The sequence below is a fragment of the Actinosynnema pretiosum genome, from assembly GCF_002354875.1.
Taxonomy (GTDB): domain Bacteria; phylum Actinomycetota; class Actinomycetes; order Mycobacteriales; family Pseudonocardiaceae; genus Actinosynnema; species Actinosynnema auranticum.
In genome coordinates this window covers 8,071,126-8,096,393 of sequence record NZ_CP023445.1, presented here as the reverse complement: position 1 = coordinate 8,096,393, position 25,268 = coordinate 8,071,126, and the positions used below count along the sequence as shown (strand labels likewise).

Sequence of the window (25,268 nt, the reverse complement as noted above, 5' to 3'; positions counted from 1 at the left end):
CGCCCACCTGGGAGTACGGTCTAGATCATGGCTAACGCGCGGCTGAGCGGTGTCGGGGTCAGTGCAGGGAGGGCCGCCGGGCCCGTCGTCCGGGTGGCGGAGGCCCTCGGGGAGCCACCGGCGTCCCCGGCCCCGGCCGACCCGGTCGCCGAGGCCGCGCGGATCGCCCCCGCCGCGGAGGCCGTGGCCGCGCGGTTGACGGCGAAGGCCGCGACGGTGGAGGGCGACGCGAGGGCCGTGCTGGAGACCACCGCCGCGATGGCGGCGGACCCGGCGCTGCTCGGCCAGGCCGAGGAGCTGGTCACCGCCGAGTCGCTGCCCGCCGCGCGCGCCGTCCACCAGGCCGCCGCCGGGTTCATCTCCGCGCTGGAGGCGGCGGGCGGGTACATGGCCGAGCGGGCGCGCGACGTGCGCGACGTGCGGGACCGGCTGGTCGCCGAGCTGCTGGGCGTGCCCGCGCCGGGTGTGCCGGACCTGGAGGCGCCCAGCGTGCTGGTGGCCCGCGACCTGGCGCCCGCCGACACGGCCGGGCTGGACCCGGCGAAGGTGCTGGCGCTGGTGACGGAGGAGGGCGGCCCGACCTCGCACACCGCGATCCTGGCCCGCTCCCTCGGCATCCCGGCGGTCGTGGCCTGCCGGGGCGTGCTGTCGCTGAGCGCGGACGCGCTGTCGGTGGACGGCGAGACGGGCGCGGTCGTGGAGTCGGACGGCGTGGTCCGCGCGGCCCACCTCGGTCCGCGCGTGGAGTGGAACGGCGTCGGGACGCTGCGCGACGGGTACCGGGTGAAGGTCGTCGGCAACGTGGGCGCCGAGGCGGACGCGGTCGCCGCCGTCGCGGCGGGGGCCGAGGGCGTCGGGCTGTTCCGCACCGAGTTCTGCTTCCTGTCGGCGTCGGAGGAGCCGACGGTCGACCAGCAGCGCAAGGCGTACGCGGCGGTCCTGGCCCCGTTCGCGGGCAAGCCGGTGGTGGTCAGGACCCTGGACGCGGGCGCGGACAAGCCGCTGCCGTTCCTGAGCCCCGAGGCCGAGCCGAACCCGGCGCTGGGCGTGCGCGGCCTGCGCGTGGCCTTCGACCGGCCGGACGTGCTGGAGCGCCAGCTGGAGGCGATCGCCCTGGCCGCGCAGGACAGCGGCGCCGAGGTGTCGGTGATGGCCCCGATGGTGGCGACCGCCGCCGAGGCCGCGTGGTTCGCCGAGCGCGCCAGGAAGGCGGGGATCGCGCGGGTCGGCGTGATGATCGAGATCCCGGCGGCGGCGCTGGCCGCGAAGGAGGTCCTGGCGGAGGTGGACTTCGCGTCCATCGGCACGAACGACTTGGCGCAGTACGTGTTCGCGGCGGACCGCCAGGTGGGCGCCGTGGCCGCGCTGAACGACCCGTGGCAGCCCGCGCTGCTCAGGCTGATCGCCCTGGTCGGCGAGGCGGGCACCGCCCTGGGCAAGCCGGTGGGCGTCTGCGGCGAGGCGGCGGCGGACCCGCTGCTGGCGTGCGTGCTGGTGGGGCTGGGCGTGAGCAGCCTGTCGATGAACCACACGGCCCTGGCCACGGTCGGCGCGAAGCTGGCGACGACCAGCTACGACCTGTGCCAGCTGGCCGCGCGCGGCGCGCTGGGCGCGGGCGACCCGGCGTCCGCGAAGCTGGCGGCGAGGGCGCCGCACTAGTGCTGGAGGCGGTGGTGGCCGCGGTGCGGTCGGCCTGGACCGACCTGCGCCGCGGCCATCGGGAGGACTGGTACTACGTCACGCTGACGACGTCGGGCGAGGGCGAGCGGCTGGCGCTGACGGCGTGGTCGGAGCAGGCCCTGGCGCGGGTGGGCGACGAGGGGCTGCGGTGGTCGTACGCGGACTCGCCGTACTGCGCCTGGGGCGAGGAGTGGCTGGCGGGGGTGCGGTTCCCGAGGGGTGACCCGGATCGGGCGCTGGAGACCGCGGTGGAGGCGCTGGCGGTCCTGGACGCGGAAGGCGCGTTCGGCACGGGCGCGCAACGGGCGTCCCTGCTCCTGGCCGCCGAGATCATGCCCCCGGACCACACGAACACCACTCGGGTGCTGCGGCTGAACCGGCCTTCGGCGGTGCTGGAGCGGTGGTTGGCGGAGGCGGCGGAGGACTAACCGCGCCCCAACCCGCTCACCGCCTCCGACAGCGCGTTCAACACCCCCCGGATCAACGGGTGCTCCTCGCTCCCCGCCCGCACCGCCGCGAACACCCGCCGCAGCGGTGCCACGCCGTGCACCGGCACCCCGGCCCCCGCCGCGCGCGGCACCAGAGCCACCCCGGCCCCCGCGCCCACCAGCGCCCCGATCGCCCGAAAATCATCCGACACGTGCGTCACCACCGGTGCGAACCCGGCGTTCTCGCAGGTCAGCTCCACCGCGTCCCGCACCGGGTTCCCCAGCTGCGGCGCGACCCACTCCTCGTCCGCCAGCTCCCGCAGCTCCACCGCCGCCTCCCCCGCCAACCGGTGCCCCGGCGGCAGCAGCACGTCGAACGGCTCCGTGTACAGCGGGAACCTGGTGATCCGGCGGTCGTCCCGCCCGCCCGGCCGGTACTCCTCGGTCACCGCCAGGTCGATCTCGCCGTCCAGCAGCAGCGGCACGCTCGCGTTGCCCTCGGCGTCGCGCACCCGCACCACCACGCCCGGCGCCCGAGCCCGCAGCACCGCCAGCGCGGGCGCGACCACCTGCGTGATCGCCGACGCGAACCCCGCCACCACGACCCGCCCGCCACCACCCGCCGCGAACGACGCCAGCGACGCCCGCGCCCGCTCCAGCTCCGCCGCCACCGCGTTCGCGTGCCCCACCAGCAGCTCGCCCGCCGCCGTCAGCGCCACCCGGCGCCCGCGCCTGCGCAGCAGCTCGTGCCCCACCTCCGACTCCAGCGCGGCCAGCTGCTGCGACACCGCCGACGGGGTCAGGTGCAGCGCGCCCGCCGCGGCCGTCACGGTGCCGTGGTCGGCCAGCGCGCGCAGCACGCGCAACCTGCGAGGATCGATCACCTGCGCATTGTGGGCCAACGGCCCCGCGGGGACCCGCAGGGCCGTCGGCTCCCACCCCGGCTCAGCCGGTCATGCGCTCCCGCGCCGCGATGAACGCGTCCACCGCCCGGTTGACGTCCTCGGTCGTGTGCGCCGCCGACATCTGGGTGCGGATCCGCGCCTTGCCGTGCGGCACCACCGGGTACGAGAACCCGATCACGTACACGCCCTGCTCCAGCAGCAGCTCCGCCATCCGCCCCGCCCGCGCCGCGTCGCCGATCATCACCGGGATGATCGGGTGCTCGCCCGGCAGCAGGTCGAACCCCGCCTCGGTCATCCGCGACCGGAACAGCGCGGTGTTCGCCCGCAGCCGCTCCAGCAGCTCGCCCGACGAGCTCAGCAGGTCCAGCGCCGCGATCGCCGCCATCGTGATCGACGGGGCCAGCGAGTTGGAGAACAGGTACGGCCGCGACCGCTGCCGCAGCATCTCCACGATCTCCGCCCGGCCCGACGTGTACCCGCCGCTCGCCCCGCCCAGCGCCTTGCCGAGCGTGCCCGTGACGACGTCCACCCGGTCCTGCACCCCGAACAGCTCCGGCGTGCCACGACCACCCGGACCGGTGAACCCGACCGCGTGCGAGTCGTCGACCATGACCAGCGCGTCGTACTCGTCCGCCAGGTCGCAGATCTCGTCCAGCGGCGCCAGGTAGCCGTCCATGGAGAACACGCCGTCGGTCGCGATCAGCCGGTAGCGGGCGTCGGCGGCGTCCTTGAGCTGCTGCTCCAGGTCGGCCATGTCCCGGTTGCGGTAGCGGAACCGGCGGGCCTTCGACAGCCGCACGCCGTCGATGATCGACGCGTGGTTCAGCTCGTCCGAGATGATCGCGTCCTCGGCGCCGAGCAGCGTCTCGAACAGGCCGCCGTTCGCGTCGAAGCACGAGCTGTAGAGGATCGTGTCGTCGGTGCCGAGGAACCGCGACAGCCGCGCCTCCAGCTCCTTGTGCGGCTCCTGCGTCCCGCAGATGAACCGCACCGACGCCATCCCGAAGCCCCACCGGTCCAGCGCGTCGTGCGCGGCCTTGACCAGCACCGGGTGGTCCGCGAGGCCCAGGTAGTTGTTGGCGCAGAAGTTCAGCAGGCCGTCGGTCTCGCCGACCCGCACGGCCGACCGCTGCGGCCCGCCGATGACCCGCTCGGACTTGTACAGCCCGGCCGACCTGATCTCGTCCAACCCGGCCCGCAGGTCTTCGCGCATCGCGCCGTACATCAGGCAGCTCCCGTCCAGTCGAGGATGACCTTGCCGCACTTGCCCCCGCGCGCCGTGGCGAAGGCCTCCCGGAAGTCGGTGTGGTCGAACCGGTGCGTGATCACCGGGGACAGGTCGAGCCCGCGCTCCAGCAGCACCGACATCGAGTACCAGGTCTCGAACATCTCCCGGCCGTAGACGCCCTTGAGGTGCAGCATCTTCAGCACCACGCTGCTCCAGTCGACGGCGAAGTCCGACGCGGGCAGGCCCAGCATCGCGATGCGCCCGCCGTGCGCCATGTTGCCGATCATGTCCTGGAGCGCGACGGGCTGGCCGGACATCTCCATGCCGACGTCGAAGCCCTCGGTCAGGCCCAGCTCGACCTGCGCCTCGGCCAGCGTCCGCCGGGACACGTCCAGCGCCAGGTCCACGCCGACCGCGCGGGCCAGCTCCAGACGGTGCTCGCTCACGTCGGTGATCACCACGTGCCTGGCGCCCGCGTGCCTGGCCACGGCTGCGGCCATGATCCCGATCGGGCCCGCGCCGGTGATCAGCACGTCCTCGCCGATCACCGGGAACGACAGCGCGGTGTGCACGGCGTTCCCGAACGGGTCGAAGATCGCCGCCACGTCCAGGTCGACGGGCGCGCGGTGCACCCAGGCGTTCGCCTCGGGCAGCACCACGTACTCGGCGAACGCGCCGTTCTCGTGCACGCCCAGGCCGCGCGTGTTGGCGCACAGGTGCCTGCGGCCCGCCTTGCAGTTGCGGCACGCCCCGCACACCAGGTGGCCCTCGCCGCTGACCAGGTCGCCGACCTTGACGTCCGTGACCGAGGAGCCGACGGCCGCGACCTCGCCGGTGAACTCGTGGCCGAGCACGAGGGGGGCGCGCACGGTGCGCGCCGCCCACTCGTCCCACGAGTCGATGTGCAGATCGGTGCCGCAGATGCCGGTGCGCAGGACGCGCACCAGCACGTCCCCCGCGCCGGGGGTGGGGTCGGGGACCTCGGTCAACGAGAGTCCCGGCCCGGCCTCAGCCTTGACCAGTGCCTTCACAGCGGTGGAGTCTGCTCCGGGTTGCGCCGTTCGGTCCATCAGGACTTTCTGAACTCGCTTGTCAGCTCGGCTTCACTGGCGATCTTCCCGGCGCCTGCTCGGCCGACCTCGGCGGTGGCGGCGTCCAGGCCGACGCCCGCCGGTCCTCCGCGTTGGCCGCACCGGCCGCGGTGGCGATGTTGCTGACCATGCCGCCGAACACGATCCCGTGGAACGGCCACACCGCGAACCAGTACAGGTGCCCGACCAGCCCGCGCGGCACGAACACGGCCCGCTGCAGGTAGCGCGCGCTCCCGTCCACCAGCGGCTGCACCCGCAGCTCCAGCCAGGCCTTGCCGGGGACGCGCATCTCCGCCCGCAGCCGCAGCAGCACGCCCCGCTCGATCTCCTCGACCCGCCACCAGTCCAGCGCCTCGCCGACCTGGAGCCTGCCGGGGTCGCGCCGCCCGCGCCGCAGCCCCACCCCGCCCACCAGCCGGTCCGCCCAGCCGCGCACGGCCCAGGCCAGCGGGAACGAGTACCAGCCGTTCTCGCCGCCGATGCCCTCCACGACCCGCCACAGCTGCTCGGGGGTCGCGCAGGTGAGGTGGGTGCGGATGTCGGTGTACGAGGAGCCGCCGGACCACTCGGGGTCGCTCGGCAGCGGGTCGGACGGCGCGCCCGGCAGCGAGGCGTTCGACCAGCGGGTCTCCACGTCGGCGTCGCGGACCCGGTTGAGCGCCAGCTCCACCGCCCGGTCGTACCCGATCTGGGGACCCGGCAGCAGCGCGAGCAGGTCGTTCTCGTGGCACACCACGTCGTGGACCAGCGACTCGACCAGCGGCTTGGCGATCGAGCGGGGGACGGGGGTGATGACGTTGACCCAGTGCGAGGACAGCCGGGGGGTGAGCAGCGGGACCGGCAGCACGCGGCGCTTCGGGAGACCGGCGGCGCGCGCGTACCGGTGCATCATCTCCAGGTAGGTGAGCACCTCGGGGCCGCCGATGTCGAACGACCGGTTGGTGTCCTTCGGCAGTGTGACGGCCTGCACGAGGTAGCGCAGCACGTCGCGGACCGCGATCGGCTGGACCCGGCTGTGCACCCACCGGGGGGTGACCATCACCGGGAGGCGTTCGGTGAGGTAGCGCAGCATCTCGAAGCTCGCCGACCCCGACCCGATGATCACCGCCGCCTTGAGCACGACGGTGGGGACGCGCGAGGCGAGGAAGACGTCGCCGACCTGCTTGCGCGAGGCGAGGTGCGGGGACAGCCTGCCGCGCGACGGGTGCAGCCCGCCGAGGTAGACGATCCGCCCCACACCCGCGTCCTCGGCGGCGCGCGCCGTGTTCTCCGCGGCGCGCCGGTCGGCGTCGACGAAGTCCGGGCTGTTCAGGGAGTGCACCAGGTAGTGCACGACGTCCACGTCCCGCATCGCCCCGGTGAGCGAGCCGGGGTCGAGCACGTCGCCGCGCACCACCTCGACCTGCTTCGCCCAGGGGACGTCGCGGAGCTTGCCTGGATCGCGGACTAGGCAGCGGACCTGGTGCCCCTCGGCCAGCAGCCGGGGCACGAGCCGTCCGCCGAGGTAACCGGTCGCGCCGGTGACTAGGCATCGCACCACCCGATCATCGGCGCACCGGCGTCATCCCGCAGCTCAGGCGTTCCTGAAGCTGAACTTCCGCTTCGCCTTGATCTCGACCGAACCGGCCTTCACGTTCCCCGTGACGACGAAGTGCGGTCGCCCGCCGGACTCGAACCGGACCCTGTCCTGCAGCGCGCTGGCGCTCAGCCGCAGGTCGTCGGTGTTCACCGAGCTGCCCTCGGGCAGCAGGATGCGCACGGACCCGGCGAACACGTCCAGGTCGATCGTCACGACCGGGTGAGGCAGGTGCGCCTCCCGGAAGTCGAGGTCGGTGTTGCCCATCCGGTTCTGCACCACGATCGTGCGCGGGACGGACCACTGCCCCTTGCGCCGGACGTGGGACAGCGTGGTCTTCAGCTCCACGCGCTCGCGGGGGGCGCCCCCGAACTGCGCGGGGATCACGTCCTCGACCGGCTGCTCGGAGTTGAGCATGCCGGGCAGGTCGACGAGGACGGCGTTCAGCTCGCCCCTGGTGCGCGAGGCGAGCGCCTGGTCGGTGCGCTCGGAGAACTCGTCGAGCGTGATGAGCCCCCGCCCGATGGCCTTCTGCAGCAGGCCGACGACGTGCTCGCGCTCGGCGTCGGACACCCGGAGTTGCTTGGGATCGGTCATCGTCACTCGGTCCCCCTCAAGAAGAACGGCGGCTCGTCCCGGAAGAGCGGCTCGTCTCCGGTCAAGGCTATCCGGGGCGGGCGGCCACACGCGCATGGTCTGCCCTTCGCGGAGAACGCTCTCGACCGCCTGGCAGCACCCCGGAGTCCCGCGCCCAGATCGCGGCTTTGGGCTCCACGTGCGTGCTGGCGTAGTTGAGCATCCTCAAGTGGTGGTCGCTCTTGGTGTCCAGAGGTTTTCCGTCGAAGAAGCCGCTGGAGAGCATTCGCGAGATGTGCTCGTGCGGTCCTCCTGCCGCCCGGCCCACACGATCGGCACCTCGACCAGTGCCGGGTGGTGCCGTTCCGGGCTGGTGCCGTTCCGGGCTGGGGCCGAAGTGCGCGTCCGGTTCGACGTGGCCGGGGAACGCGACGGATCGTGTGGGCAGAACTCCACCCAGTCGAGCGACATAAGCGAGCAGCGATCGTTCGGCCTGGAGGTATTTCCACTGCATCCGCCACAGCGACCCCGCGGCTCCGGAAGCGGCGCGGTCCAGCGCAATGGCGACCTGTGCCCACACCCGGGAGAGCAGCGACTCCGTCACCTGCGGCCTCCCGACGCCGGCGCTACCCCGCGAATCCGCCGAGCTTGACCGCCGCCACGAAGACCGGCACCGGCCCGGAGGGGTTCTTCGAGTCCCGCACCCCGCACCACCCGGCCGCGCGCCCGACCTCGACGCACTGCCCGCTCAGGAACCACGGTCAGACCGGTTGGTCGAGATCACCGCGCGGGCGTGGTCCTCGGTCTGGACCAGGCCGTCCAGCAGGTCGGGTCGGTAGGACTCGATGCGCCGCGCGGTCTCCTCGGTGCTGAGGAACTTCCGCAACCGGTCCGGGACCGCCGTGCCCCACGGCGTCTTCGGCCGCCTGCGCCGGGACTCCTCACCCAAGCACTTCAGGTCGGCGCGCGCGTCCCCCTCGACTCACCGCGCGGCTGGTCTGGGCCTGCCCCGGAGAACCGGCCGGGGCCCTGACCGGCGGAAGCTCAGCCCTCCGGGTCCCCGTCCAGCCCGTGCTCGATCGCGTACCGCGCCAGCTCCACCCGGTTGTGCAACTGCAACTTCCGCAACGTCGACTGCACGTGGTTCTCCACCGTCCGGTGCGAGATCACCAGCCGGGTCGCGATCTGCCTCGCCGTCAGGCCCTTCGCCACCAGCCGCAGCACCTCGGTCTCCCGGTCGGTCAGCTGCGGCCGGTCCACCTCGTCCGGGGCCGCCGCCATCCTGCGGTACTCGCCCAGCACCAAGCCAGCCAGGCCGGACGTGAACACCGCGTCGCCCGCGGCCGTCCGGTTCACCGCCTCCACCAGCTCCTCCGCGGACGCCGACTTCACCAGGTAGCCCGACGCGCCCGCCTTCACCGCCTCCAGCACGTCGTCGTGCTCGCCGCTCGCCGACAGGACCAGCACCTTGGTGCCCTCCAGCTCACCGGCGATCATCCGCGTCGCGTCGACCCCCGACGCCGCCTCGCCCAGGTTCAGGTCCATCAGCACCACGGCGGGGCGCACGGCGCGCGCGATCCGCACCGCCGAGCCCGCGTCCGCGGCGGTGGCGACCACCTGGAAACCGCGCTCGGCGAGGTCCCTCGCCACACCGTCGCGCCACAGGGGGTGGTCGTCCACCACCATCACGGTCACGCTGCTCATCGGTAGACCCGCACCTCCCACTCCGCGCCCTCCCCCGGCCCGGTCTGAAGCTCCAGGGTCCCACGCAGGGCCTCGACCCTGCCCCGGATCGACTTGGCGATCCCCATCCGACCCTCGGCCTCCGCGCTGGCCAGCCTGCCCTCCGGGATGCCGGGCCCGTCGTCGCGGACGCTGAGCACGACCTCCTCCCCGAGGTCCTCCAGCAGCACCCACGCCCGCGCGTCCGGGCCCGCGTGCTTCTCCACGTTCGACAGCGCCTCGCGCACCACCGACACCAGCTCGATCACCGTCCTGGCGGGCAGCATGACGTGCGTCGCGGGCGTCGCCACGTGCACCTTCGGGGTGATCAGCAGCTGCAGCGCGGGCCGCAGGTCGGCCTCGCCGCTCTCCGTCGTCTCCTCCGGCGACGCCGCCACGAGCGTGCGCAGCGCCACCTCCTGCTCACCGGCCAGCTCGGCCAGCTCCGCGGCCTCCCCGCCCAGCTCGTTGCCCCGCTTGCGCACCCGCGCCAGCACCTGGAGCACCCCGTCGTGGATCGACCGCGCCAACCGCTCGCGCTCCGCCGTCGCCGCCTCCGCCCGCAGCGCCTGCGCCAGCTGCGCCGACGACTTGCGCCCCACGCTCGCCGCCATGCCGACGACGAACCCCGACCCGACCAGCAGCACCACGTCCCGCACCAGGTCCGTGTTCAGGTCGCCCCGGTTCAGGTACGTGCTCAACCCGACCACCGCGCCGCCGACCGCGCCCGCGTACTGCCCGCCGTGCGCGCCGCACACCACCGGGGGCGCCGACGCCCAGATCGTGGTGATCAGCGGGACGCCGTACAGGAACTGCGCGGGCGTCAGGATCAGCAGCGACAGCGACATGAGCCCGCACACGACGAGCACGTCGGTCACGACCACCCAGGTCCGCTGCCCCGACGGCCCCCGGTAGGCCACCGAGGTGACCACCGTCCAGACCGCCATCAGGCCCAGCGCCACCCACGCCAACCACGGCCGCTGGTACCCGCTCTGCTGCACCAGGACCGTGCCCAGCGCGAAGAAGAACGTCACCACGCGGAGCACCACCGTGGCCCGCCACAGGTGCGCCACGGGATCGTCCAACCCGGTCACGCCCGAACCGGTCTGCTGTGCCTGTGCCATCCGGAGCCCTCCCCACCCCCATCCTGCCGTGTCCGCGCCCTGCGGCTAACCCCCAGGTGGCCGTCTGTTCCCCCGCACCCGCTTGTGGAAGGCTGACCGGGTCCGGTGCCCGTCGCAGGGGGTGACCGCGCCGGGCGTCCTCCGGCAGGGGAGGTTTTCCGCGTGCGCGAGTGGCCGCTGTGGACGCTGCGGCGACCCGCGCTGGCCTACTGGATCCTGGTGGACGCCGCCGCGCTCGCCGCCTCGGTCCTCGCGATCGTCGCCACCGAGCGCCCCACCCCCGACGAGATCGCCCGCTTCTCCGCCATCGCGGGCACCGCGGGCGCCGTCATCATCGTCAGCTCGGTGTACAGCGACCGCGTGGGCGAGATCGCCCGCAACCCGTGGGCCGCCCACCTGTCCTACCTCACCGCGGGCCTGGTCGCGCTGCCGGGGAACCTGCTGGTCCTGCTCCTGTTCGGCCCCGCCCTGCACGGCCTGCTCGACCAGCGCCCCGAGGTGCACCGCTGGCTGTTCACCCTGTCCTCGACGGCGCTGGCGGTGTTCGGCACCCGGCTGGCCATCGGCTGGGAGCACCCGACGACGGGCAGGCTGGACGTGCTGGTCCTGGGCGCCACCATGCTGCTGACGGTCCGCGCCGCGCTGATCTCGCTCGGCCTGAAGCTGCGCAGCCCGCGCGCCCCGAGCGAGGAGGTCGTGGGCGAGCCGATCGACGTGGTGCTCGGCGTCGTCGCGGTCAGCATCGGCGGCCTGATGGGGTTCGCCGCGCTCGCGACGGCCGTGCACGCCGTGGTCGCCGGACCGCCGCTGGCCCTGCTGGAGCGGGCCGCCCAGCTGCCGCACTGGCGGCGGTCGGCGCAGCGGGACGCGAAGACCGGGCTGGCCAACGCCGCGCACTGGGACGGCCGCGCCCGCTACGAGCTGGCCAAGGCCCGCGCCACCGAGCGCCCGATGGCGGTGCTGCTGCTCGACCTCGACCACTTCAAGAAGGTCAACGACCTGGTCGGGCACCTGGCGGGCGACGCCGCGCTCAGCGCCGTGGCAGGCCTGCTCAACACCAGCACCCGGCGCGGCGACCTGGTCGGGCGGTTCGGCGGCGAGGAGTTCGTGGTGCTGCTGCCGGACGCCGAACCGGCCGTGGCCAGGTCGGTCGCCCAGCGGGTCAGGCACGCCATCGCCGACCTCCAGGTGCCGACCGTGCGCACCGACGGCCACGCCCACCTGCTCACCGGGCTGACGGTGAGCATCGGGGTGTCGACCACCCAGCGCTTCGGCTACGAGCTGCCCGACCTGATGGTCGCCGCCGACTCGGCGCTGCTGGCCGCCAAGAGCTGCGGGCGGAACCTGGTCGAGATGGCCTGAGCCCCGACCGGGAGCAACCGGCCGGGAGCAGCAGGCCGGGGGTCAGCGGCGCTCGCGCCCCTTGTCCTTCTTCTTGTCGTCGTCCGAGCCGAGCTCGTCCACCCGGTGCTCGTCCCCCAGGTCCTTCGGCGCGCCCTCCTGCGGCTCGTCCACGTCCACCCGCCTCGGGTCCACGTGCTTGTCCGCGTCCGAGAGCAGCGACCTGATCCCCGAGTTCAGCACCGCCAGCAGCGGCACGGACAGCAGCGCGCCCGCGATCCCGGCCACCACCAGGCCCGCCGAGATCGCCAGCACCACCGCCAGCGGGTGCAGCTTCACCGCGCGCCCCAGCAGCAGCGGCTGCAGCACGTGGCTCTCCAGCTGCATCACGCCGATCAGGATCGCCAGCACCACCGCCGCCGCCACCGGGCCGTTCGCGACCAGCGCGATCAGCACCGCCACCACGCCGGTGATCACCGCGCCGACGATCGGGATGAACGCGCCGAGGAACACCAGCGCCGCCAGCGGCACCACCAGCGGCACCCCGACGATCCACAGCCCGATGCCGACGCCGACCGCGTCCACCACCGCGACCACCGCGGTGGCCCGCACGTAGCTGACCAGCGAGGCGAACCCGCGCCGCCCGGCGAGGTCGGCCCTGGCGCGCACGTCGCGCGGCACGATCCGGGTGATGAACCGCCAGATCCCGTCGCCGTCGTGCAGGAAGAAGATGAGGGTGAACAGGGCCAGCACGAGCCCGGTCAGCAGCTCGCCCACGGTCGCCGCCGTGGTCAGCGCGCCCGAGGTGATCTCGCCCTGGTTGGCCTTGACCGTCTCCAGCAGCTGGTCGACGTACTGCTGGAGCTGGAGCTCGCTCAGGTGCAGCGGCCCGTCCTTGAGCCAGTCCCGGATCGTGCTCAGCGACGCGGTGACCTGGTTCTGCAGCTCGGGGAGGCCGTTGGAGAACTCGGTGATCACGAACGTGAGCACCCCGCCGACCACCGCGAGCCCGCCGACCAGCACGAACCCGGTGGCCAGGCCGCGCGGCACGCCCACCCTGGTCAGCTGGGTCACCGCGGGCGACAGCAGCGCGGCCAGCAGCAGCGCGACCCCCACCGGGATCATCACCGACGCCATGTAGCCCACGGCCTGCGACACGATGTACAGCGCGCCGACGACGGCGACGAACCGCCAGCTCAGCGCCGCGCTCACCCGCAGCAGCGGGGGAACCTTGCTGCTCTCCCAATCCGGTGTGCCCACGCCGATCACCGTATCCCGCCCACCCCCGCCGGGGTCCCGACTTCGCGCAGCTCAGCAGTACCCGTCACCGGACCTGGTCAAGCGCGCCACCCGGATGATCGGATCGGGAGGTGGAAGCGATCAGCGCAGCAGAGGAGCGGGTGGCCGCCGCCTTCGCGGGCGGCACGCGGCTCAGGTTCGGCGCCAGGACGCCGCAGCGCGAGCGGACGGTGCGCGGCGCGTTCCTCGCCGCGCTGCTGGGCGGCACCGCCACCACCCGGCCCGCCACCACCAGGGCGGCCGTCGCCGAGACCGCCCCCGAGGAGCGCCCGAGGCTCCGGTCGACCCCGGCCAGGTTCATCCCGGCCACGTTCGCGTCCGCCCGCACCGCGCCGCCGGGGCCGCCCGCGCTGCGGCTGATCAACGCGCACGTCGTGGGCCTGTTCGGCCTGGAGGGCGCCCGGATCGAGCACGTGGTCGACCTGCTCGACTGCACCTTCGAGCAGCCGCCGGACCTGCGGATGGCCCGCCTGGTCGGGCTGCGGATGCGCGGCTGCAAGGTGCCCGGCCTGCGCGCCCGCAACGTCCGGGTGCGCAGCGACCTGGTCCTGGAGGCCGGGTTCACCAGCGACGGCGTGGTCGACCTGACCGACGCCACCGTCGACGGCACGTTCCGCCTGGCGGGCGCGGTCCTGCGCGGCGGCGCGCACGCCCTGCTCGCCGCCAGGATCCGGGTCTCCGGCTCGCTGATGGCGGTCGCGCTGCGCGCCAGGGGCGAGGTGAGGCTGCGCGGCGCCGACTTCGGGGGCAGCGTCCACCTCGGCGGCGCCCGGCTGATCAACCCCGGCCACAACGCGCTGGAGGCCAGCGGCGTCCGCGTCGCGGGCAGCCTGTTCTGCGACGCCGAGGGCGGCCGGTTCACCGCCGAGGGCCGGGTGCTGCTGGACGGCGCGCGGGTCGGCGGCAACGTCGTCCTCTCCGGCGCGCGGCTGCGGGCGAGCACCGTGGAGCGCCCGGTGCTGGTGATCCCGCGCGGCACCGCCGACGAGGCGGCGGCGCTGGTCGCCGACCGGATCAGGGTCGACGGCAACGTGGAGCTGGACGACGGCTTCACCTCGACCGGGACGGTCCGGCTGCCGAACGCGGAGATCGGCGGGTACCTGCGGCTGTCCGGGGCGCGGATCGGGCAGAAGGCGCTGGTCGAGCGGGCCGTCAGGGCGCGGGCGGGCAAGGCGGGCGCGGGTGGTGCGGGGAAGGACGACGTCGATGTCCCCGCGAGGGCCGCCGCAGAGCTTGCAGGACCCGCCGCCGGGCCTGCCCGAGTCGGCGAGGACCAGGCAGGCGAGGCCCGCGCAGACCACGACCGCCCCGAGCGCCGCGGGTCCGCCGAGGCCGGGGACGAGCCCGAGCCCGGCGCCGAGGACGACGGCCTCCTGCACATCCCCGTCGCGCTGCACGCCGACGGCGTCCAGGTCCGGGGCGACCTCGACGCCAGGGGCGCCGCGCACGGCGCGTTCACCGGCCCGAGCGCCCGCGAGTCCGCGCTGCTCGCCTACGGCCAGGTCCGCCTGGTCGACGCCCGCGTGCGCGGCAGCGCCAGCCTGTCCGGCGCGCGCCTGGTCGGCCCCGGCATCGACGTCCTGTTCGCCGACCGCTTCAAGGTCGGCGGCACGCTCTTCCTGCGCGACCTGCGCGCGCAGGGCTCCCTGCGCCTGCAGAACGCGGAGATCGGCTCCACCCTCGACTGCTCCGGCGCGGTGCTGCGCGACCCGCGCCGCCGGGACGACGGCACCGCGAAGCCGTCGCTGGACGCCCGCGTCGCCACCGTCGGCAAGGACCTGCTGTGCAGCGGCGGCTTCACCGCCGAGGGCGGCGTCCGGCTGCTGCTGGCCGAGGTCGGCAAGACCGCGACGTTCGCGGGCGCCCTGCTCGGCCACGACCCCGGCGGGACCGCGCTGGGCGCCAGGGGCATGACCGCCCAGCAGCTCGTGCTGCGGCTCGACGCCGAGCAGGCCCCGCGCGGCCGGGTCGTGCTCACCGGGACCCGCGCCGCCTCGGTCGTGGACGGGCCGGGGCTGTGGGCGGCGGGTGGCGGGGTCGCGGTGGAGGACTTCACCTTCGGGTCCATCGCCTCCTCCCCGGACGTGGACGTGCGCACCCGGCTGCGCTGGCTGCGCGAGGTGCAGCCGGACTTCGCGCCCGGCCCGTACGAGCAGCTGGCCACCGTCTACCGGGAGGGCGGCGACGAGGAGCTGGCGCAGGTGGTGCTGGTCGAGAAGCAGCACCGCCGGTACTCCGAGCTGGGCCTGGCGCACCGGGCGTGGGGCTTCCTCCAGCGCTGGACGGTCGGCTACGGCTACCGGCCGTGGCTGGCGATCACCTGGCTGACCGCGTTCTGGCTGTTCGGGGCCCTGTGGTTCCAGTGGCACGAGATGCTCAAGCTCAACGACGACGAGTCACCGGTGTGGAACCCGTGGCTGCTGGCCGCCGACCTGCTGCTGCCGATCATCGACCTGGGGCAGGACAACCGCTGGCAGTTCACCGGGGTGTCCCAGTGGATCGCCAGCGCGCTGATCGCGGTGGGCTGGATCCTGGCGTCCACGGCGGCGGCGGGCGCGGCCCGCGTGCTCAAGCGGGTCTAGCCGGGCCCGGTGGAACCCGGCGGGACGCCGTCGTTCCGGTTCGGTCGTCCACGAACGGCTGACCTGCGGCGGCGTCCCCGCGAGGGGCGCGTGACACGGAAGAACCGAGAATTTCTCGGCTACCCGGCGTCATCCTGGTGAAACTCAGAGTGGCGATCACACGATCCGGCGAACAGAGCAGTCAAGGGGTGCGCCAAGGGGAGCAGCCCTGGCAGGCTCTCGGCGTCGGCCAGCCACGGCGGTGATCGTGCGGGCCGGCTCCCCGAGTCCGTTTTCCCAGGTGGAGGTACCAGCGTGTCCGCAGCGGCGCAGCGAGTTGGGAAGGTGGTCCGCTTCCGCGGATTGCTGTCCCGCGCTCTGCTCGTCGCCGGCGGCGCGCTGGCTGGCACTGCCGCCGCCTGGGCGCTGTCCGCCGCTCCGGCCTCCGCCGAGACCGTCGACCTCAACCCGGTCGGCGTCCTCTCGGAGGGCGTGCTGGGCGGCGGCCCGCTGAGCGAGGTCCTCTCCCCCGTCGACAAGGCGGTGGACGACCTCGACGCGGTGATCCGGGCCCAGCGCGAGAAGCTGGTCGAGATCCCGCGAGCCGACCTGGGCCGCGTCGCGGAGGACATCCGCGGCGCCGTGGGCCAGGTCGGCGACCTGCTCGGGGTCGAACCGGTGCTGCAGGTGGTCGAGGTCCAGGACGCCCCGCGCGTCGACGCGGCCCTCGCGCCCACCGCGATCCCGGCGCTCCCCGAGCAGCACCAGGCCCCGGCCGAACCGGAGGTCGCGCCCGTCGCGGCCCCCGAGACCCCGGCCGCGGCCGAGGTCGAGGCCCAGCAGCGGTCCACCAGGGCCAACGCCGCCCCGGCGGCCCCGGTCGAGCGGTCGCGCGACGAAGCGCCCGCCGCCGAGGCGCGCCCGGCGCAGCCCACCACCCCGGACCTGCCGTCCGCCCCGGTCGTGCCCGCTTCCGGCACGCCCGCCCACTGCTCGTGCGGTGCGGACGGCGCTTCCTCGTCCAACAACAACGGCGGCGCGCTCTCCACGATCGCGTCCACCTCCGGTGTTCCCACCGCTGCGGCGCGGGCGCTCCTGCCCACCACCGAGCGGAACACCGCGATGCCCGGCAAGCAGCCCGGCATCACCCCCGACTGATCACCGCGCGCGGTTTCGAGGCGGCACACCCGTGCTCCTCGGTCTCCGGCCTGCGCGCTCTTCGCTGAGCACCGCGTTCCGGGCGATCCGCCGCGCGCTCTTCCGAAATCGGGTGGTCGTCCCCCAGACGCCGTCCGCGTCCGACCACCCCCCATTCACTGATCGAAGGAGAAAACATGCAGACCTGGGCCAAGCGCGGTCTCCAGTCCGCACTTGTCACCGGTGGTTTGCTGATGCTCGGCACGGGCATCGCCTCCGCTGAGGAGCGGGTCAGCCCCGACCTCGCCCCCTCCATGCTCGACAGCATCGGCCAGGAGCTGGCCGACGTCGACATCGAGATCCCCGTCCTCGTCGAGAAGAACGCGATCGGCGTCCTGGGCGACGCGGTCGAGCTGCCCGAGATCGACGAGAAGCTCGTCGTCCCCTCGCTCAACACGATGATGGGCAAGCAGTCCAACCCGCTCGTCAAGGACAGCCGGGGCATCGGCTCCGACCAGATCATCCGCAACAACCGCATCGTCGGCGACCTCGTCGTGCCGGTCATGGTGTGCGGCAACGCGATCGGCGCGCTGGGCGACGCCTACGTCGAGGCCGACTGCGAGCAGGAGGCCAGCAGCACCCGCACGACCATCACCGACGGCTCCCGCGACTCGCTCGCGGGCAACGTCGTCGCCATCGCCGCCGCCGTGCCCACCTCGGTCACCGGCAACGCGATCGCCGGCCTGGGCAACGCCGAGGCCAACACCACCGCGTCGCAGTCCGCCGTCGCGGGCGGCGACATCACCACCTCCGGCGAGCGCGGCTCGCTGTCCGGCAACGTCGTCGCGGGCCAGTGGGCCGTGCCGGTGCAGCTGAACAACAACGCGGTCGGCACGATCGGCAACGCCCTCGCGAACGGCTCGTCCGACGTCACCGCCGAGGTGCCCGGCACCATCACCACGAGCGGCGCGGACAGCTTCGGCGGCGGCAACGCGCTGCTGGCCCCGCTGGCGCCCATCGCGGCCGTGAACGGCAACGCCGCGGGCGTGCTCGGCAACGGCGACGTGCTCGCCGAGAACTCGGCCACCGCCACCGCGGGCAGCGAGCACACCGGCATCTTCGACCTGCCCACCTACGCGGAGACCTCGGGCAACCGGGGCACCCTGGCGGGCAACATCCTCCAGCCGCAGATCGCCGGGCCCATCTCGGCCGACGACAACGCGGTCGTGGTCGCGGGCAACTCCACCGCCACCTCCTCGGCGTCCAACTACTCGCAGGTCGGCGGCTTCACCAGCACGACCGGCGAGAACGGCACGCTGTCCGGCAGCATCGGCGACCTGCCGATCGGCCTGCCCGCCGCGGTCGGCGGCAACGGCGCGGCGGTCCTCGGCAACGCGGCGGCCGACCACACCAACGACTCCACGACGCTGGTGGGCGGCAACACCTTCACCAACGGCGACGGCGCCGTGCTCGGCTCCAACGTGGTCTCCGCCCCGGTGACCGTCCCCGCCGACCTGTGCGGCACCGGCCTCTCGGCGGGCGGCAACGCCGACGGCAACTGCAACAACCTCGTCACCACCGAGGTCGGCGGCCTCAACGCCAGCCGGGGCAACGACAGCGTCGTGTCCGGCAACCTGGTGTCGCTGCCCTCGTTCGTGCCCGCCGAGTCCTTCGGCAACGCGTTCTCCGTGCTGGGCCAGGCCGACGGCACGGCCGACGAGGTCAAGGGCTCCGCGGTCGGCGGCGAGCCGAACACCCGCGACGACGACGGCACGGTGTCCAGCAACGCGGTCGGCCTGCCCACCGCGCTCGGCCTGCAGATGCACAGCATGGCCGGCGGCATCCTGAGCAACACCAACGCCACCGCCACCAGCGACAGCACCTTCGACGTCGGCGGCCCCGCCGAGGCGACCGGCAAGCACGGCTCGATCTCCGGCAACATCGGCTACCTGCCGACCAACAACATCGCGCAGGTCTTCGGGTCCGCGGTGGGCGTCGGCGGCAACCACTACAGCAACAGCGACAACTTCCTCACCTCCACGGTCGGCGGCGACGCCGTCTCCACCGGTGAGGACGGCGCGATCGCGGGCAACGTCGCCTCGGTCCCGCTGGCGTCCACGCTCCAGTCCTTCGGCCACTCGGTCGTGGTCGCGGGCAACGGCGACGTCGTCACCACCAACACCGCCGACGTCACCACCGGCGGCGACGTCGCCACCAACGGCGACAACGCCTCGGTGTCCGGCAACGGCATCGCCCCGCAGATCGGCCTGCCCGCGCAGGTGTTCGGCATCGCCGGCGGCGTCGCGGGCAACGGCAACACCACCCACACCAACGACACCAACCTCGTCGTCGGCGGCGACCACGAGACCTCGGGCCTGGACTCGGCCGCGTCCGGGATGCTGGTGACCGCGCCGATCTCCGGCAACCCGGCCGTGCACGGCGACGCCGTGTCGGTGCTGGGCCTGGCCGACAGCGTCACCGACTCCACCGCCCTGACCCAGGTCGGCGGCAGCACCGAGACGGTGGGCTCCGGCTCGCTGTCCGCCGCCGAGGTGTACGCGCCGGTCGAGGCCGCCGCGACCGTGGTGGACGTGCCCGCGCAGGTCCTCGGCACCGCCACCACGCTGGTGTCCAGCACGCACGACGTCGAGACCGGCGACGAGGTCGACGGCGGGGCCGACGCCAAGGGCATCAACCTGCCCAGCTCGGTCGACCGCCACATGTCGATCACGAGCCTGCCGCTGCTGAACAACGTCTTCATGATGGAGCGCTCGTTCCAGGGCGACCTGCCGGTCGTGGGTGGCCTCGCGGGCGGTCTGCCCGTGGTCGGCGGCCTGACCGGCGGCCTCCCCGTGGGCAACCTGACCGGTGGCGGCCTGCCGCTGGTCGGCGGCCTGACCGGTGGTCTGCCCGGCATCAGCGGGCGCAGCGCCCAGGGCGGCGGCCTGCCGGTCGTCGGTGGCCTGACCGGTGGCGGCCTGCCGGTGGTCGGCGGTCTGACCGGTGGCGGGCTGCCCGTCGTCGGTGGCCTGACCGGTGGCGGCCTGCCGGTGGTCGGTGGCCTGACCGGCGGCGGCCTGCCCTTGGTGGGCGGCCTGACCGGTGGCCAGCGCTCCTCGGCCCCGACCCTGCCGACCGACCAGCTGACCAAGGCCACCAGCGGTCTGAAGGTCAACCCGCTGGAGCAGCTCGGCGGCCAGAAGGGCGGCTCGCCGCTCGGCTCGCTGCTGGCGATCCCGTCGATGTTCGGCTCGCTCTGAGCGCTGAGCACGACTAGCTGAACCACCCTCCCGCTCGGCCCCCGGCGCGACACGCGCCGGGGGCCGAGCCCTTTGTGGAGGCGAGTCCGCCGGGAGCCGCGTGCAGGGGGTGCTCGCCGAGGTGCGTGCGGCGCCAAGCGCGCGCGCCGAAGGGGCGGTCAGTTCTCCGAGGCCCGGTCGCGCCCGCGCAGCCGGTCCTGCGCGTGCCCGACCAGCGCGTGCACCGGGATCGCGCCGTCGCTGGTCACCCAGCACACCCGCACCCCCGGCCGCACCCGCGCGCCCGACACCCGCACCGCGCGACCGGCCAGCTCGCCGACCCGCGCGGCGACCGCCTCGCCCGTCCCGTTCGGGTGCTCGGCCACCACCGCGAACTCGTCGCCGCCGTACCTGGCCACCGTGTGGTCCGCGCGCAAGCCGGCCCGCAGCCGCGCGCCCAGCACCACCAGCAGCTCGTCGCCCCGGTGGAACCCGTGCGCCCGGTTCACCTCGGCCAGGTGCCGCACGTCCAGCAGCACCAGCGTCGCGAGCGTGCCGTGCGTGCGCGCCCGCACCAGCGCCTGGTCCAGCCGGTCCAGCAGCAGCGCCCGGCCGGGCAGCCCGGTCAGCGGGTCGACCAGGCCCGCGCTGTGCGGCACGTCGGCCTGCACCGGGCGCAGCAGCACCAGCACCCGCTCGTCCAGCGGCCGGTACTCGGCCCACACCCGCGTGCGCGGCAGCACCACCGGCAGCACCAGCGTCGACCGGCTGCGCAGCACCTGCCTGGCCAGCTCGGCCCGCGACGGCAGCGGCGCGCCCGAGTCGTCGCGCGCCTCGCCCGCCGCGCCCAGCTCGGCGGCCACCCGGTTCTCGGCGAGCACCGCGCCCCGCGCGTCCAGGAGCAGCACGCCCACGGGGAGCTGCGCGATCAGCTCGTCCCAGTGACCGATCCGGGTGCGCATCGCAGTCGCCTCCCACCGCGGGCTGCATGGGCCTTCTTGGCAGCCTCCCCGCGCTGAGCGGGCATTTCAACACCTGCGCGACCACCCGGTCCGGTGATCTTTCAGCTGATCTTGCCCAGGGACTCGTCGGGGAGCCCGCCCGCGAGCGCGGCGAGCAGCGCGGCGAACGCGCCCTCGGACACGATCGGCACCCCGTACGCGCGGGCCCGCCTCGCCTTGGTGGACAGGGAGAACGGGTCGGCCGCGACCAGCAGCGCCGTGGCGCGCGTGACGTAACCGGAGTTCACCCGCAGCCCCGCGCCGAGCGCCCGGTCCACCCAGACGTCGCGCGCGTCGTCCATCTGCCCGGTGAACACCACCAGGTCGCCCCGCGCCAACCGCCTTGCCGCCCCCGCGCCACCGGCCGCCGCGCCACCGACCGCCGGACCGCAGGCAACCGGAATGCCGGCCGCCGCAACGCCGCTCGCCGAACCGCTGGCCGCCGGACCGCCGAGCGCCCCGCCTGCCGGATCCCCGCCTGCCGGGACTTCGCCCGACCGCGTCCCACCGGCCCGAGTTCCGCCGGACAACTCGACCGGCCGCGTCGCACCGGCCAGCGCGCCCGACCACGGGGCGGCGCCCGTCGAGAGCCCACCCGCCGACAACCCGCCCGACGACGGCCCGTTCGCGGGAACTCCGCCCGCCGGCACCGCTCCCGCCGGTCCGGGGCCCGCCCCGGCCAGCACCCCGCCCGCCAGGTCGGCGGCGCCCCGCCGCACCTCGGGCACGTCCGCGCCCAGCGGCGGCAGGTCCAGCGCGCCCGCGCCGGGGACCTCGGGCAGCCGGGCGAACAGCGCCGCCGCCGCGCGCGCGTCGGCCAGCGCCGAGTGCGCGTCCAGCAGCGGCACCCCGGCGTCGGCGCAGCAGTCCCGCAGCGACCGCCGCCCGCCCGACAGCCGCATCGTGCACAGCCCGTCGAAGTCCGCGTCCACCCCGACCCGGCCGAACTCGGCGGCCAGGAAGCGCGCGTCGAACGCCAGGTTGTGCGCCACCAGCACCCGGCCCGCCAACCGCCGCGCCAGCGCCCCCGCCGCCAGCGCGAACGTCGGCGCGCCCCACACGTCGGCTGCCCTGATCCGGTGCACGTGCTGCGGACCGAGATCCCGGCCGGGGTTCAGCAGCGTGCACCACTCCCCGGTGACCCGCCGGTCCCGGTCCAGCTGCACGACGGCCACCTCGACCACCCGGTCGGACCGCCGGAACCCGGTCGTCTCCACGTCGACCACCGCGTAACCCACGCCGACGAACCTACCGCCGGTCCGCCCGCCCTCAGGGCACCTCCTGCAGACCGAGCACCGACAGCAGCCGCAGCGCGTCGTGCCCCGGCGAACCGGGCGGGGCGGTGAACAGCACCACGTGCTGGTCCCGCTCCGGAACCACCAGCACGTCGCAGTCCAGCGGGATCGGGCCGAGCCGGGGGTGCGCCACGACCTTCGTCATGCCGTGCAGGCCCGACACCTCGGCCACCCGCCACAGCTCCGCGAACTCGCGGCTGCCCCGCAGCAGCTCCCGCACCAGGTCCTGCACGCCCCGGTCGCGCGGGTAGCGGGCGGCCACCGCCCGCAGGTGCGCCGCCGCGAACCGGCTGAACTCGCCGCCGTCCTCGATCCCGTAGTGCCTGCGCGCCGGGTCCGGGCCCAGGAAGTACCGGCGGATCATGTTGCGCTCCCGAGGGGGTCGCGCCGAGAAGTCCTCCAGCAGCGCCGCCGCCAGCGGGTTCCACACCAGCACGTCGTACTTCGCGTCCAGCACCACCACGGCGGTGTCCGGCAGCCGCTCCACCAGGTCCATCACCCGGTCGGGGACATCACGGGACACGCCCGGTGGTTCCGCGGGCCGCCCGCACAGCGCGTGCAGGTGGTCCCGCTCGGCATCGGTGAGCCGCAGCGCCCTGCCCAGCGCGACCAGCACGTGCCGCGACGGCCGCGGACCGCGCGCCTGTTCCAGCCGCGTGTAGTACTGGGTCGAGATGTGCGCCAGCCCCGCCACCTCCTCGCGCCGCAGACCGGGGGTGCGGCGCGGTCCGCCCGAAGGCAGTCCCACGGTCCCCGGTGACAGCCGCTCCCGGTGCGACCGCAGGAAGCGGCCCAGCTCAGCCTTGTCCACGCCCCCGAGGATGCCGCCCGCGGCCGTTGCCCGACAGGTACGGGCAGGGCCTGCCTGAGCGCTCCGCGGCGCGGCACGGTGGAGCCATGACCAAGACCGGACTGCTGGCCGACAAGATCGCGCTCGTCACCGGGGCCAGCCGGGGCATCGGCGCCGCCGCCGCCCGCCTGTTCACCGCCGAGGGCGCCACCGTCGTGCTCGCCGCGCGCAGCGAGGACGCGCTCAAGGCCCTCGCCTCGGAACTGCCGGGCGCCTCGTACGTGGTCACCGACCTGGGTGACAAGAAGAGCATCGACCACCTGGTGCGCACGGTCGTCGAGCGGCACGGCAGGCTCGACGCGGCGTTCAACAACGGCGGAACGGCCACCCCGCCGCACCCGCTCGCCGACGTGACCGAGGAGGACCTGGACCGGGTCGTGCAGGTCAACTTCAAGGGCGTGTTCCACGCGGTGGCCGCCGAGGTCAAGGCCATGGCCGCCACCGGCGGCGGGGCGATCGTCAACACCAGCAGCGTCGGCAGCCTGATCGCGAACCCGGCGCTGCCCGCCTACGCGGCGGCCAAGCGGGCGGTGAACAGCCTGACCGAGTCGGCGGCCGTCACCTACGGCGGCGCGGGCATCCGGGTGAACGCCATCGCGCCGGGCCTGACCCGCACCGAGATGGTCGACGACTGGGAGTCGCACGACCCCGGCGTGATCGACCGGATCGTCGCGTCCACCCCGCTCGGCAGGGCCGCCACGCCCGAGGAGGTGGCCGAGGCGGCGGCCTGGCTGCTCAGCGACCGCGCCTCGTACGTGACCGGCGCGGTGCTCCCGGTGACCGGCGGGACCGGCATCTGACCCGGTGGCCCGCGCCCGGCCGGATCAGGGCGCGGGCTCCTCGCCGCTGGCCATCGCGATGGCTTCCTCGACGGTGTCCGCGATCGGGATGATCTCGTCGAAGCGGGCCAGCTCCAGCGCGTCCAGCACGGTCTCGCCGACCCCGGCCAGCGCGAGCGCGCCGCCGTTGGCCCGCACCTTGGCGAGCGCCCCGGCGAGCACGCCGAGCCCGTGGTGGTCCAGCGACTCGACCCGCTCCAGGTCCAGCACGACGAGGAACGCGCCCTCGTCGATCTCCTCGACCACCAGCTCCGTCCAGAGCTTCGGGGAGGTGAACAGGTCGACCACCCCCGAGATCCCGGCGACGAGGAACGAGCCCTCGCCGTGGTCGACGCGGTGCTTGCTCACCTTCAGGCCCATGCGGGCTGCCTCCCCGTCGGTAGCGGGCGCCCGGCCCTCGTGGGCCTTGGCTGGGTGTCGTCCCGTGCGGACGCTGGTCTCGACCTGCCTCGATTCCCCGGCTTCTCCCCCGATGATGTCATCGAAGATCGGTTCCAGCGCTGCGGCGCGGCGGTGGACCGGCGCCGCGGCGGGTGGGGCAGCGCGGTGGCGCGGCCGAAACCGCAGGTGGGGCGCTTCGCGCTCTGTCCGGGCACGGGCGACCCCGGACGGGGTCGGCTCGCGCGCCGGGGACGGCCGACCGCAGACCGGGGGGCAGGTGACCGATCGCGCCGACGACCTCACCGCGCTGGTCAGGCTCTCCGCCGGACCGGGCGCGGTCGGCGCGCTGCTCGACTGGCTCGCGCGGCGCGCGGGCGGGGCGGCGGCGCTGCTCGACGTCGGCGGCCGGACCCTCGCGACCCCCGCGCGGTGCCCGAGTCCTTGCTGGCCACGGCCTCAGCCGCCGTGGCCGACCTGCGCCGCGGGGGGACACCCGCCGCCGTGCTCGGCGACGCGATCGACGTGGTCCGCCTCGGCGCGGGCGGTCCTCACCTGGTGGTGGCGAGCGAGCCGGGGCACGACGCCCCGCTCGCCGACGCCGCCCGCGTCCTGGGCCTGGCTCTCCCCACCGGTTCCGGCGGGCCCGCTCGACGCCCTGCTGGCCACCCCGGCCGCAGGCGTCGAGACGGTCCGGGCCTGGCTGCGCGCGGACACCCGGCTGCCCGCCACCGCGTCGACCCTGGGCATCTCCCCACCGGCCACGCGCAAGCGGTTGACCGAGGTCGAACGCGCGCTCGGCCGCTCGCTGCTGCACGCGCCCAGCGCCAAGCACGAGCTGCGGCTCGCCCTGCGGGCCCTCGGCTCGCTGTGACCCCCGCTCGCGGCACCCCGCCGCGACCTGCGGCTGACCACGCCCACCCGTCACCGGGAAACCGCCGCGCCCGCTGACCGCGCGGTCCGCAACTCGTCCCGCCCGGCGCCTGCCGGCGCCTGCC

Annotated in this window: 23 protein-coding genes; 8 read left to right on the top strand and 15 right to left on the bottom strand. The window is 74.5% G+C overall.

From position 1 onward, the window contains the following. The first annotated feature begins 27 nt into the window (after window positions 1-27). Together ptsP and CNX65_RS34910 are read left to right on the top strand one after the other, a co-directional pair. The gene (ptsP, locus tag CNX65_RS34915) at window positions 28-1,659 is read left to right on the top strand and encodes a phosphoenolpyruvate--protein phosphotransferase (protein ID WP_096497505.1); all 1,632 of its coding nucleotides are present in this window, start codon (window positions 28-30) and stop codon (window positions 1,657-1,659) included. Between the two features lie 14 nt (window positions 1,660-1,673). Next, a complete protein-coding gene (locus tag CNX65_RS34910) occupies window positions 1,674-2,108 on the top strand; it encodes a DUF4303 domain-containing protein (protein ID WP_157767964.1) in 435 nt (144 codons plus the stop codon). Here the strand turns inward: CNX65_RS34910 and CNX65_RS34905 are convergent. From CNX65_RS34905 to macS, 10 genes are all read right to left on the bottom strand, one after another. Then, on the bottom strand, window positions 2,105-2,992 hold the full coding sequence (locus CNX65_RS34905; protein WP_096497503.1) for a LysR family transcriptional regulator: 888 nt from the start codon (window positions 2,990-2,992) through the stop codon (window positions 2,105-2,107). The two genes, CNX65_RS34910 and CNX65_RS34905, sit on opposite strands and share 4 nt — an antisense overlap. 61 nt (window positions 2,993-3,053) lie before the next feature. After that, on the bottom strand, window positions 3,054-4,238 hold the full coding sequence (locus CNX65_RS34900) for a glycine C-acetyltransferase (protein WP_096497502.1): 1,185 nt from the start codon (window positions 4,236-4,238) through the stop codon (window positions 3,054-3,056). After that, entirely contained in the window at window positions 4,238-5,272 is a 1,035-nt protein-coding gene (gene tdh, locus CNX65_RS34895) for an L-threonine 3-dehydrogenase (RefSeq protein WP_015805731.1), read from the bottom strand. The genes CNX65_RS34900 and tdh overlap by 1 nt, the downstream gene beginning before the upstream one ends. A 61-nt stretch (window positions 5,273-5,333) precedes the next feature. Beyond that, a complete protein-coding gene (locus tag CNX65_RS34890; protein ID WP_232520107.1) occupies window positions 5,334-6,869 on the bottom strand; it encodes an SDR family oxidoreductase in 1,536 nt (511 codons plus the stop codon). 36 nt (window positions 6,870-6,905) lie between these two features. Then, the gene (locus CNX65_RS34885) at window positions 6,906-7,505 is read right to left on the bottom strand and encodes a DUF1707 SHOCT-like domain-containing protein (RefSeq protein ID WP_096498149.1); all 600 of its coding nucleotides are present in this window, start codon (window positions 7,503-7,505) and stop codon (window positions 6,906-6,908) included. 67 nt (window positions 7,506-7,572) lie between these two features. Then, window positions 7,573-7,998 carry a DddA-like double-stranded DNA deaminase toxin gene (locus CNX65_RS38450; RefSeq protein WP_373565537.1) on the bottom strand — a complete coding sequence of 142 codons (426 nt, stop codon included), beginning with the start codon at window positions 7,996-7,998 and terminating at the stop codon, window positions 7,573-7,575. Between the two features lie 112 nt (window positions 7,999-8,110). After that, window positions 8,111-8,236 (bottom strand): DUF397 domain-containing protein, encoded by a 126-nt coding sequence (locus CNX65_RS38445; protein WP_096498148.1) that lies wholly within the window; start codon window positions 8,234-8,236, stop codon window positions 8,111-8,113. Then, window positions 8,233-8,433 (bottom strand): Scr1 family TA system antitoxin-like transcriptional regulator, encoded by a 201-nt coding sequence (locus CNX65_RS37640; RefSeq protein WP_096497499.1) that lies wholly within the window; start codon window positions 8,431-8,433, stop codon window positions 8,233-8,235. Before CNX65_RS37640 ends, CNX65_RS38445 begins: the two co-directional genes overlap by 4 nt. Before the next feature lie 95 nt (window positions 8,434-8,528). Next, a complete protein-coding gene (locus CNX65_RS34865; RefSeq protein WP_096497498.1) occupies window positions 8,529-9,188 on the bottom strand; it encodes a response regulator in 660 nt (219 codons plus the stop codon). After that, window positions 9,185-10,330 (bottom strand): MacS family sensor histidine kinase, encoded by a 1,146-nt coding sequence (macS, locus tag CNX65_RS34860; RefSeq protein ID WP_096497497.1) that lies wholly within the window; start codon window positions 10,328-10,330, stop codon window positions 9,185-9,187. Before macS ends, CNX65_RS34865 begins: the two co-directional genes overlap by 4 nt. 162 nt (window positions 10,331-10,492) lie before the next feature. On the opposite strand from macS, the gene CNX65_RS34855 reads away from it, so the two are divergent. Beyond that, window positions 10,493-11,692, top strand: a complete 1,200-nt coding sequence (locus CNX65_RS34855; protein ID WP_096497496.1) for a GGDEF domain-containing protein — start codon at window positions 10,493-10,495, stop codon at window positions 11,690-11,692. A gap of 42 nt (window positions 11,693-11,734) precedes the next feature. Here the strand turns inward: CNX65_RS34855 and CNX65_RS34850 are convergent, their stop codons facing one another. Next, window positions 11,735-12,940, bottom strand: coding sequence for an AI-2E family transporter (locus CNX65_RS34850; protein ID WP_096497495.1), 1,206 nt, complete (start codon window positions 12,938-12,940; stop codon window positions 11,735-11,737). 101 nt (window positions 12,941-13,041) lie between these two features. On the opposite strand from CNX65_RS34850, the gene CNX65_RS34845 reads away from it, so the two are divergent. The 3 genes from CNX65_RS34845 to CNX65_RS34835 all read left to right on the top strand — a co-directional run bounded on the left by CNX65_RS34845 (window position 13,042) and on the right by CNX65_RS34835 (window position 19,928). Continuing rightward, window positions 13,042-15,552, top strand: coding sequence for a hypothetical protein (locus CNX65_RS34845; RefSeq protein WP_232520106.1), 2,511 nt, complete (start codon window positions 13,042-13,044; stop codon window positions 15,550-15,552). Between the two features lie 324 nt (window positions 15,553-15,876). Beyond that, window positions 15,877-16,689: a hypothetical protein gene (locus CNX65_RS34840; RefSeq protein ID WP_198320580.1), complete on the top strand. Its 813-nt coding sequence runs from the start codon at window positions 15,877-15,879 to the stop codon at window positions 16,687-16,689. A gap of 176 nt (window positions 16,690-16,865) precedes the next feature. Next, complete coding sequence (locus CNX65_RS34835) at window positions 16,866-19,928, top strand: beta strand repeat-containing protein (protein ID WP_157767963.1); 3,063 nt, start codon at window positions 16,866-16,868, stop codon at window positions 19,926-19,928. Window positions 19,929-20,086: 158 nt separating this feature from the next. On the opposite strand, the gene CNX65_RS34830 is transcribed toward CNX65_RS34835, so the two are convergent. The 3 genes from CNX65_RS34830 to CNX65_RS34820 form a co-directional block, all read right to left on the bottom strand. Further along, entirely contained in the window at window positions 20,087-20,869 is a 783-nt protein-coding gene (locus tag CNX65_RS34830) for a diguanylate cyclase domain-containing protein (RefSeq protein ID WP_096497491.1), read from the bottom strand. Between the two features lie 101 nt (window positions 20,870-20,970). Beyond that, window positions 20,971-22,146 (bottom strand): exonuclease domain-containing protein, encoded by a 1,176-nt coding sequence (locus tag CNX65_RS34825; protein WP_096497490.1) that lies wholly within the window; start codon window positions 22,144-22,146, stop codon window positions 20,971-20,973. A gap of 31 nt (window positions 22,147-22,177) precedes the next feature. Beyond that, window positions 22,178-23,014 carry a helix-turn-helix transcriptional regulator gene (locus CNX65_RS34820; RefSeq protein WP_096497489.1) on the bottom strand — a complete coding sequence of 279 codons (837 nt, stop codon included), beginning with the start codon at window positions 23,012-23,014 and terminating at the stop codon, window positions 22,178-22,180. An 86-nt stretch (window positions 23,015-23,100) separates the two neighbouring features. Between CNX65_RS34820 and CNX65_RS34815 the strand changes: the two genes are divergently transcribed. Beyond that, the gene (locus CNX65_RS34815; protein ID WP_096497488.1) at window positions 23,101-23,853 is read left to right on the top strand and encodes an SDR family NAD(P)-dependent oxidoreductase; all 753 of its coding nucleotides are present in this window, start codon (window positions 23,101-23,103) and stop codon (window positions 23,851-23,853) included. Between the two features lie 24 nt (window positions 23,854-23,877). On the opposite strand, the gene CNX65_RS34810 is transcribed toward CNX65_RS34815, so the two are convergent. Beyond that, on the bottom strand, window positions 23,878-24,252 hold the full coding sequence (locus tag CNX65_RS34810) for an STAS domain-containing protein (protein ID WP_096497487.1): 375 nt from the start codon (window positions 24,250-24,252) through the stop codon (window positions 23,878-23,880). A 298-nt stretch (window positions 24,253-24,550) separates the two neighbouring features. Between CNX65_RS34810 and CNX65_RS34805 the strand changes: the two genes are divergently transcribed. Further along, entirely contained in the window at window positions 24,551-25,144 is a 594-nt protein-coding gene (locus CNX65_RS34805) for a helix-turn-helix domain-containing protein (RefSeq protein ID WP_198320579.1), read from the top strand. The last annotated feature ends 124 nt before the right edge of the window (window positions 25,145-25,268 follow it).

Excerpts from the sequence above, each read along its gene's own strand:
- ptsP (WP_096497505.1), top strand. The coding sequence starts at position 28 with ATGGCTAACGCGCGGCTGAGCGGTGTCGGGGTCAGTGCAGGGAGGGCC.
- CNX65_RS34900 (WP_096497502.1), bottom strand. The coding sequence starts at position 4,238 with ATGTACGGCGCGATGCGCGAAGACCTGCGGGCCGGGTTGGACGAGATC.
- CNX65_RS34885 (WP_096498149.1), bottom strand. The coding sequence starts at position 7,505 with ATGACCGATCCCAAGCAACTCCGGGTGTCCGACGCCGAGCGCGAGCAC.
- CNX65_RS38450 (WP_373565537.1), bottom strand. The coding sequence starts at position 7,998 with ATGCAGTGGAAATACCTCCAGGCCGAACGATCGCTGCTCGCTTATGTC.
- CNX65_RS34865 (WP_096497498.1), bottom strand. The coding sequence starts at position 9,188 with ATGAGCAGCGTGACCGTGATGGTGGTGGACGACCACCCCCTGTGGCGC.
- macS (WP_096497497.1), bottom strand. The coding sequence starts at position 10,330 with ATGGCACAGGCACAGCAGACCGGTTCGGGCGTGACCGGGTTGGACGAT.
- CNX65_RS34835 (WP_157767963.1), top strand. The coding sequence starts at position 16,866 with ATGCAGACCTGGGCCAAGCGCGGTCTCCAGTCCGCACTTGTCACCGGT.
- CNX65_RS34830 (WP_096497491.1), bottom strand. The coding sequence starts at position 20,869 with ATGCGCACCCGGATCGGTCACTGGGACGAGCTGATCGCGCAGCTCCCC.
- CNX65_RS34815 (WP_096497488.1), top strand. The coding sequence starts at position 23,101 with ATGACCAAGACCGGACTGCTGGCCGACAAGATCGCGCTCGTCACCGGG.
- CNX65_RS34810 (WP_096497487.1), bottom strand. The coding sequence starts at position 24,252 with ATGGGCCTGAAGGTGAGCAAGCACCGCGTCGACCACGGCGAGGGCTCG.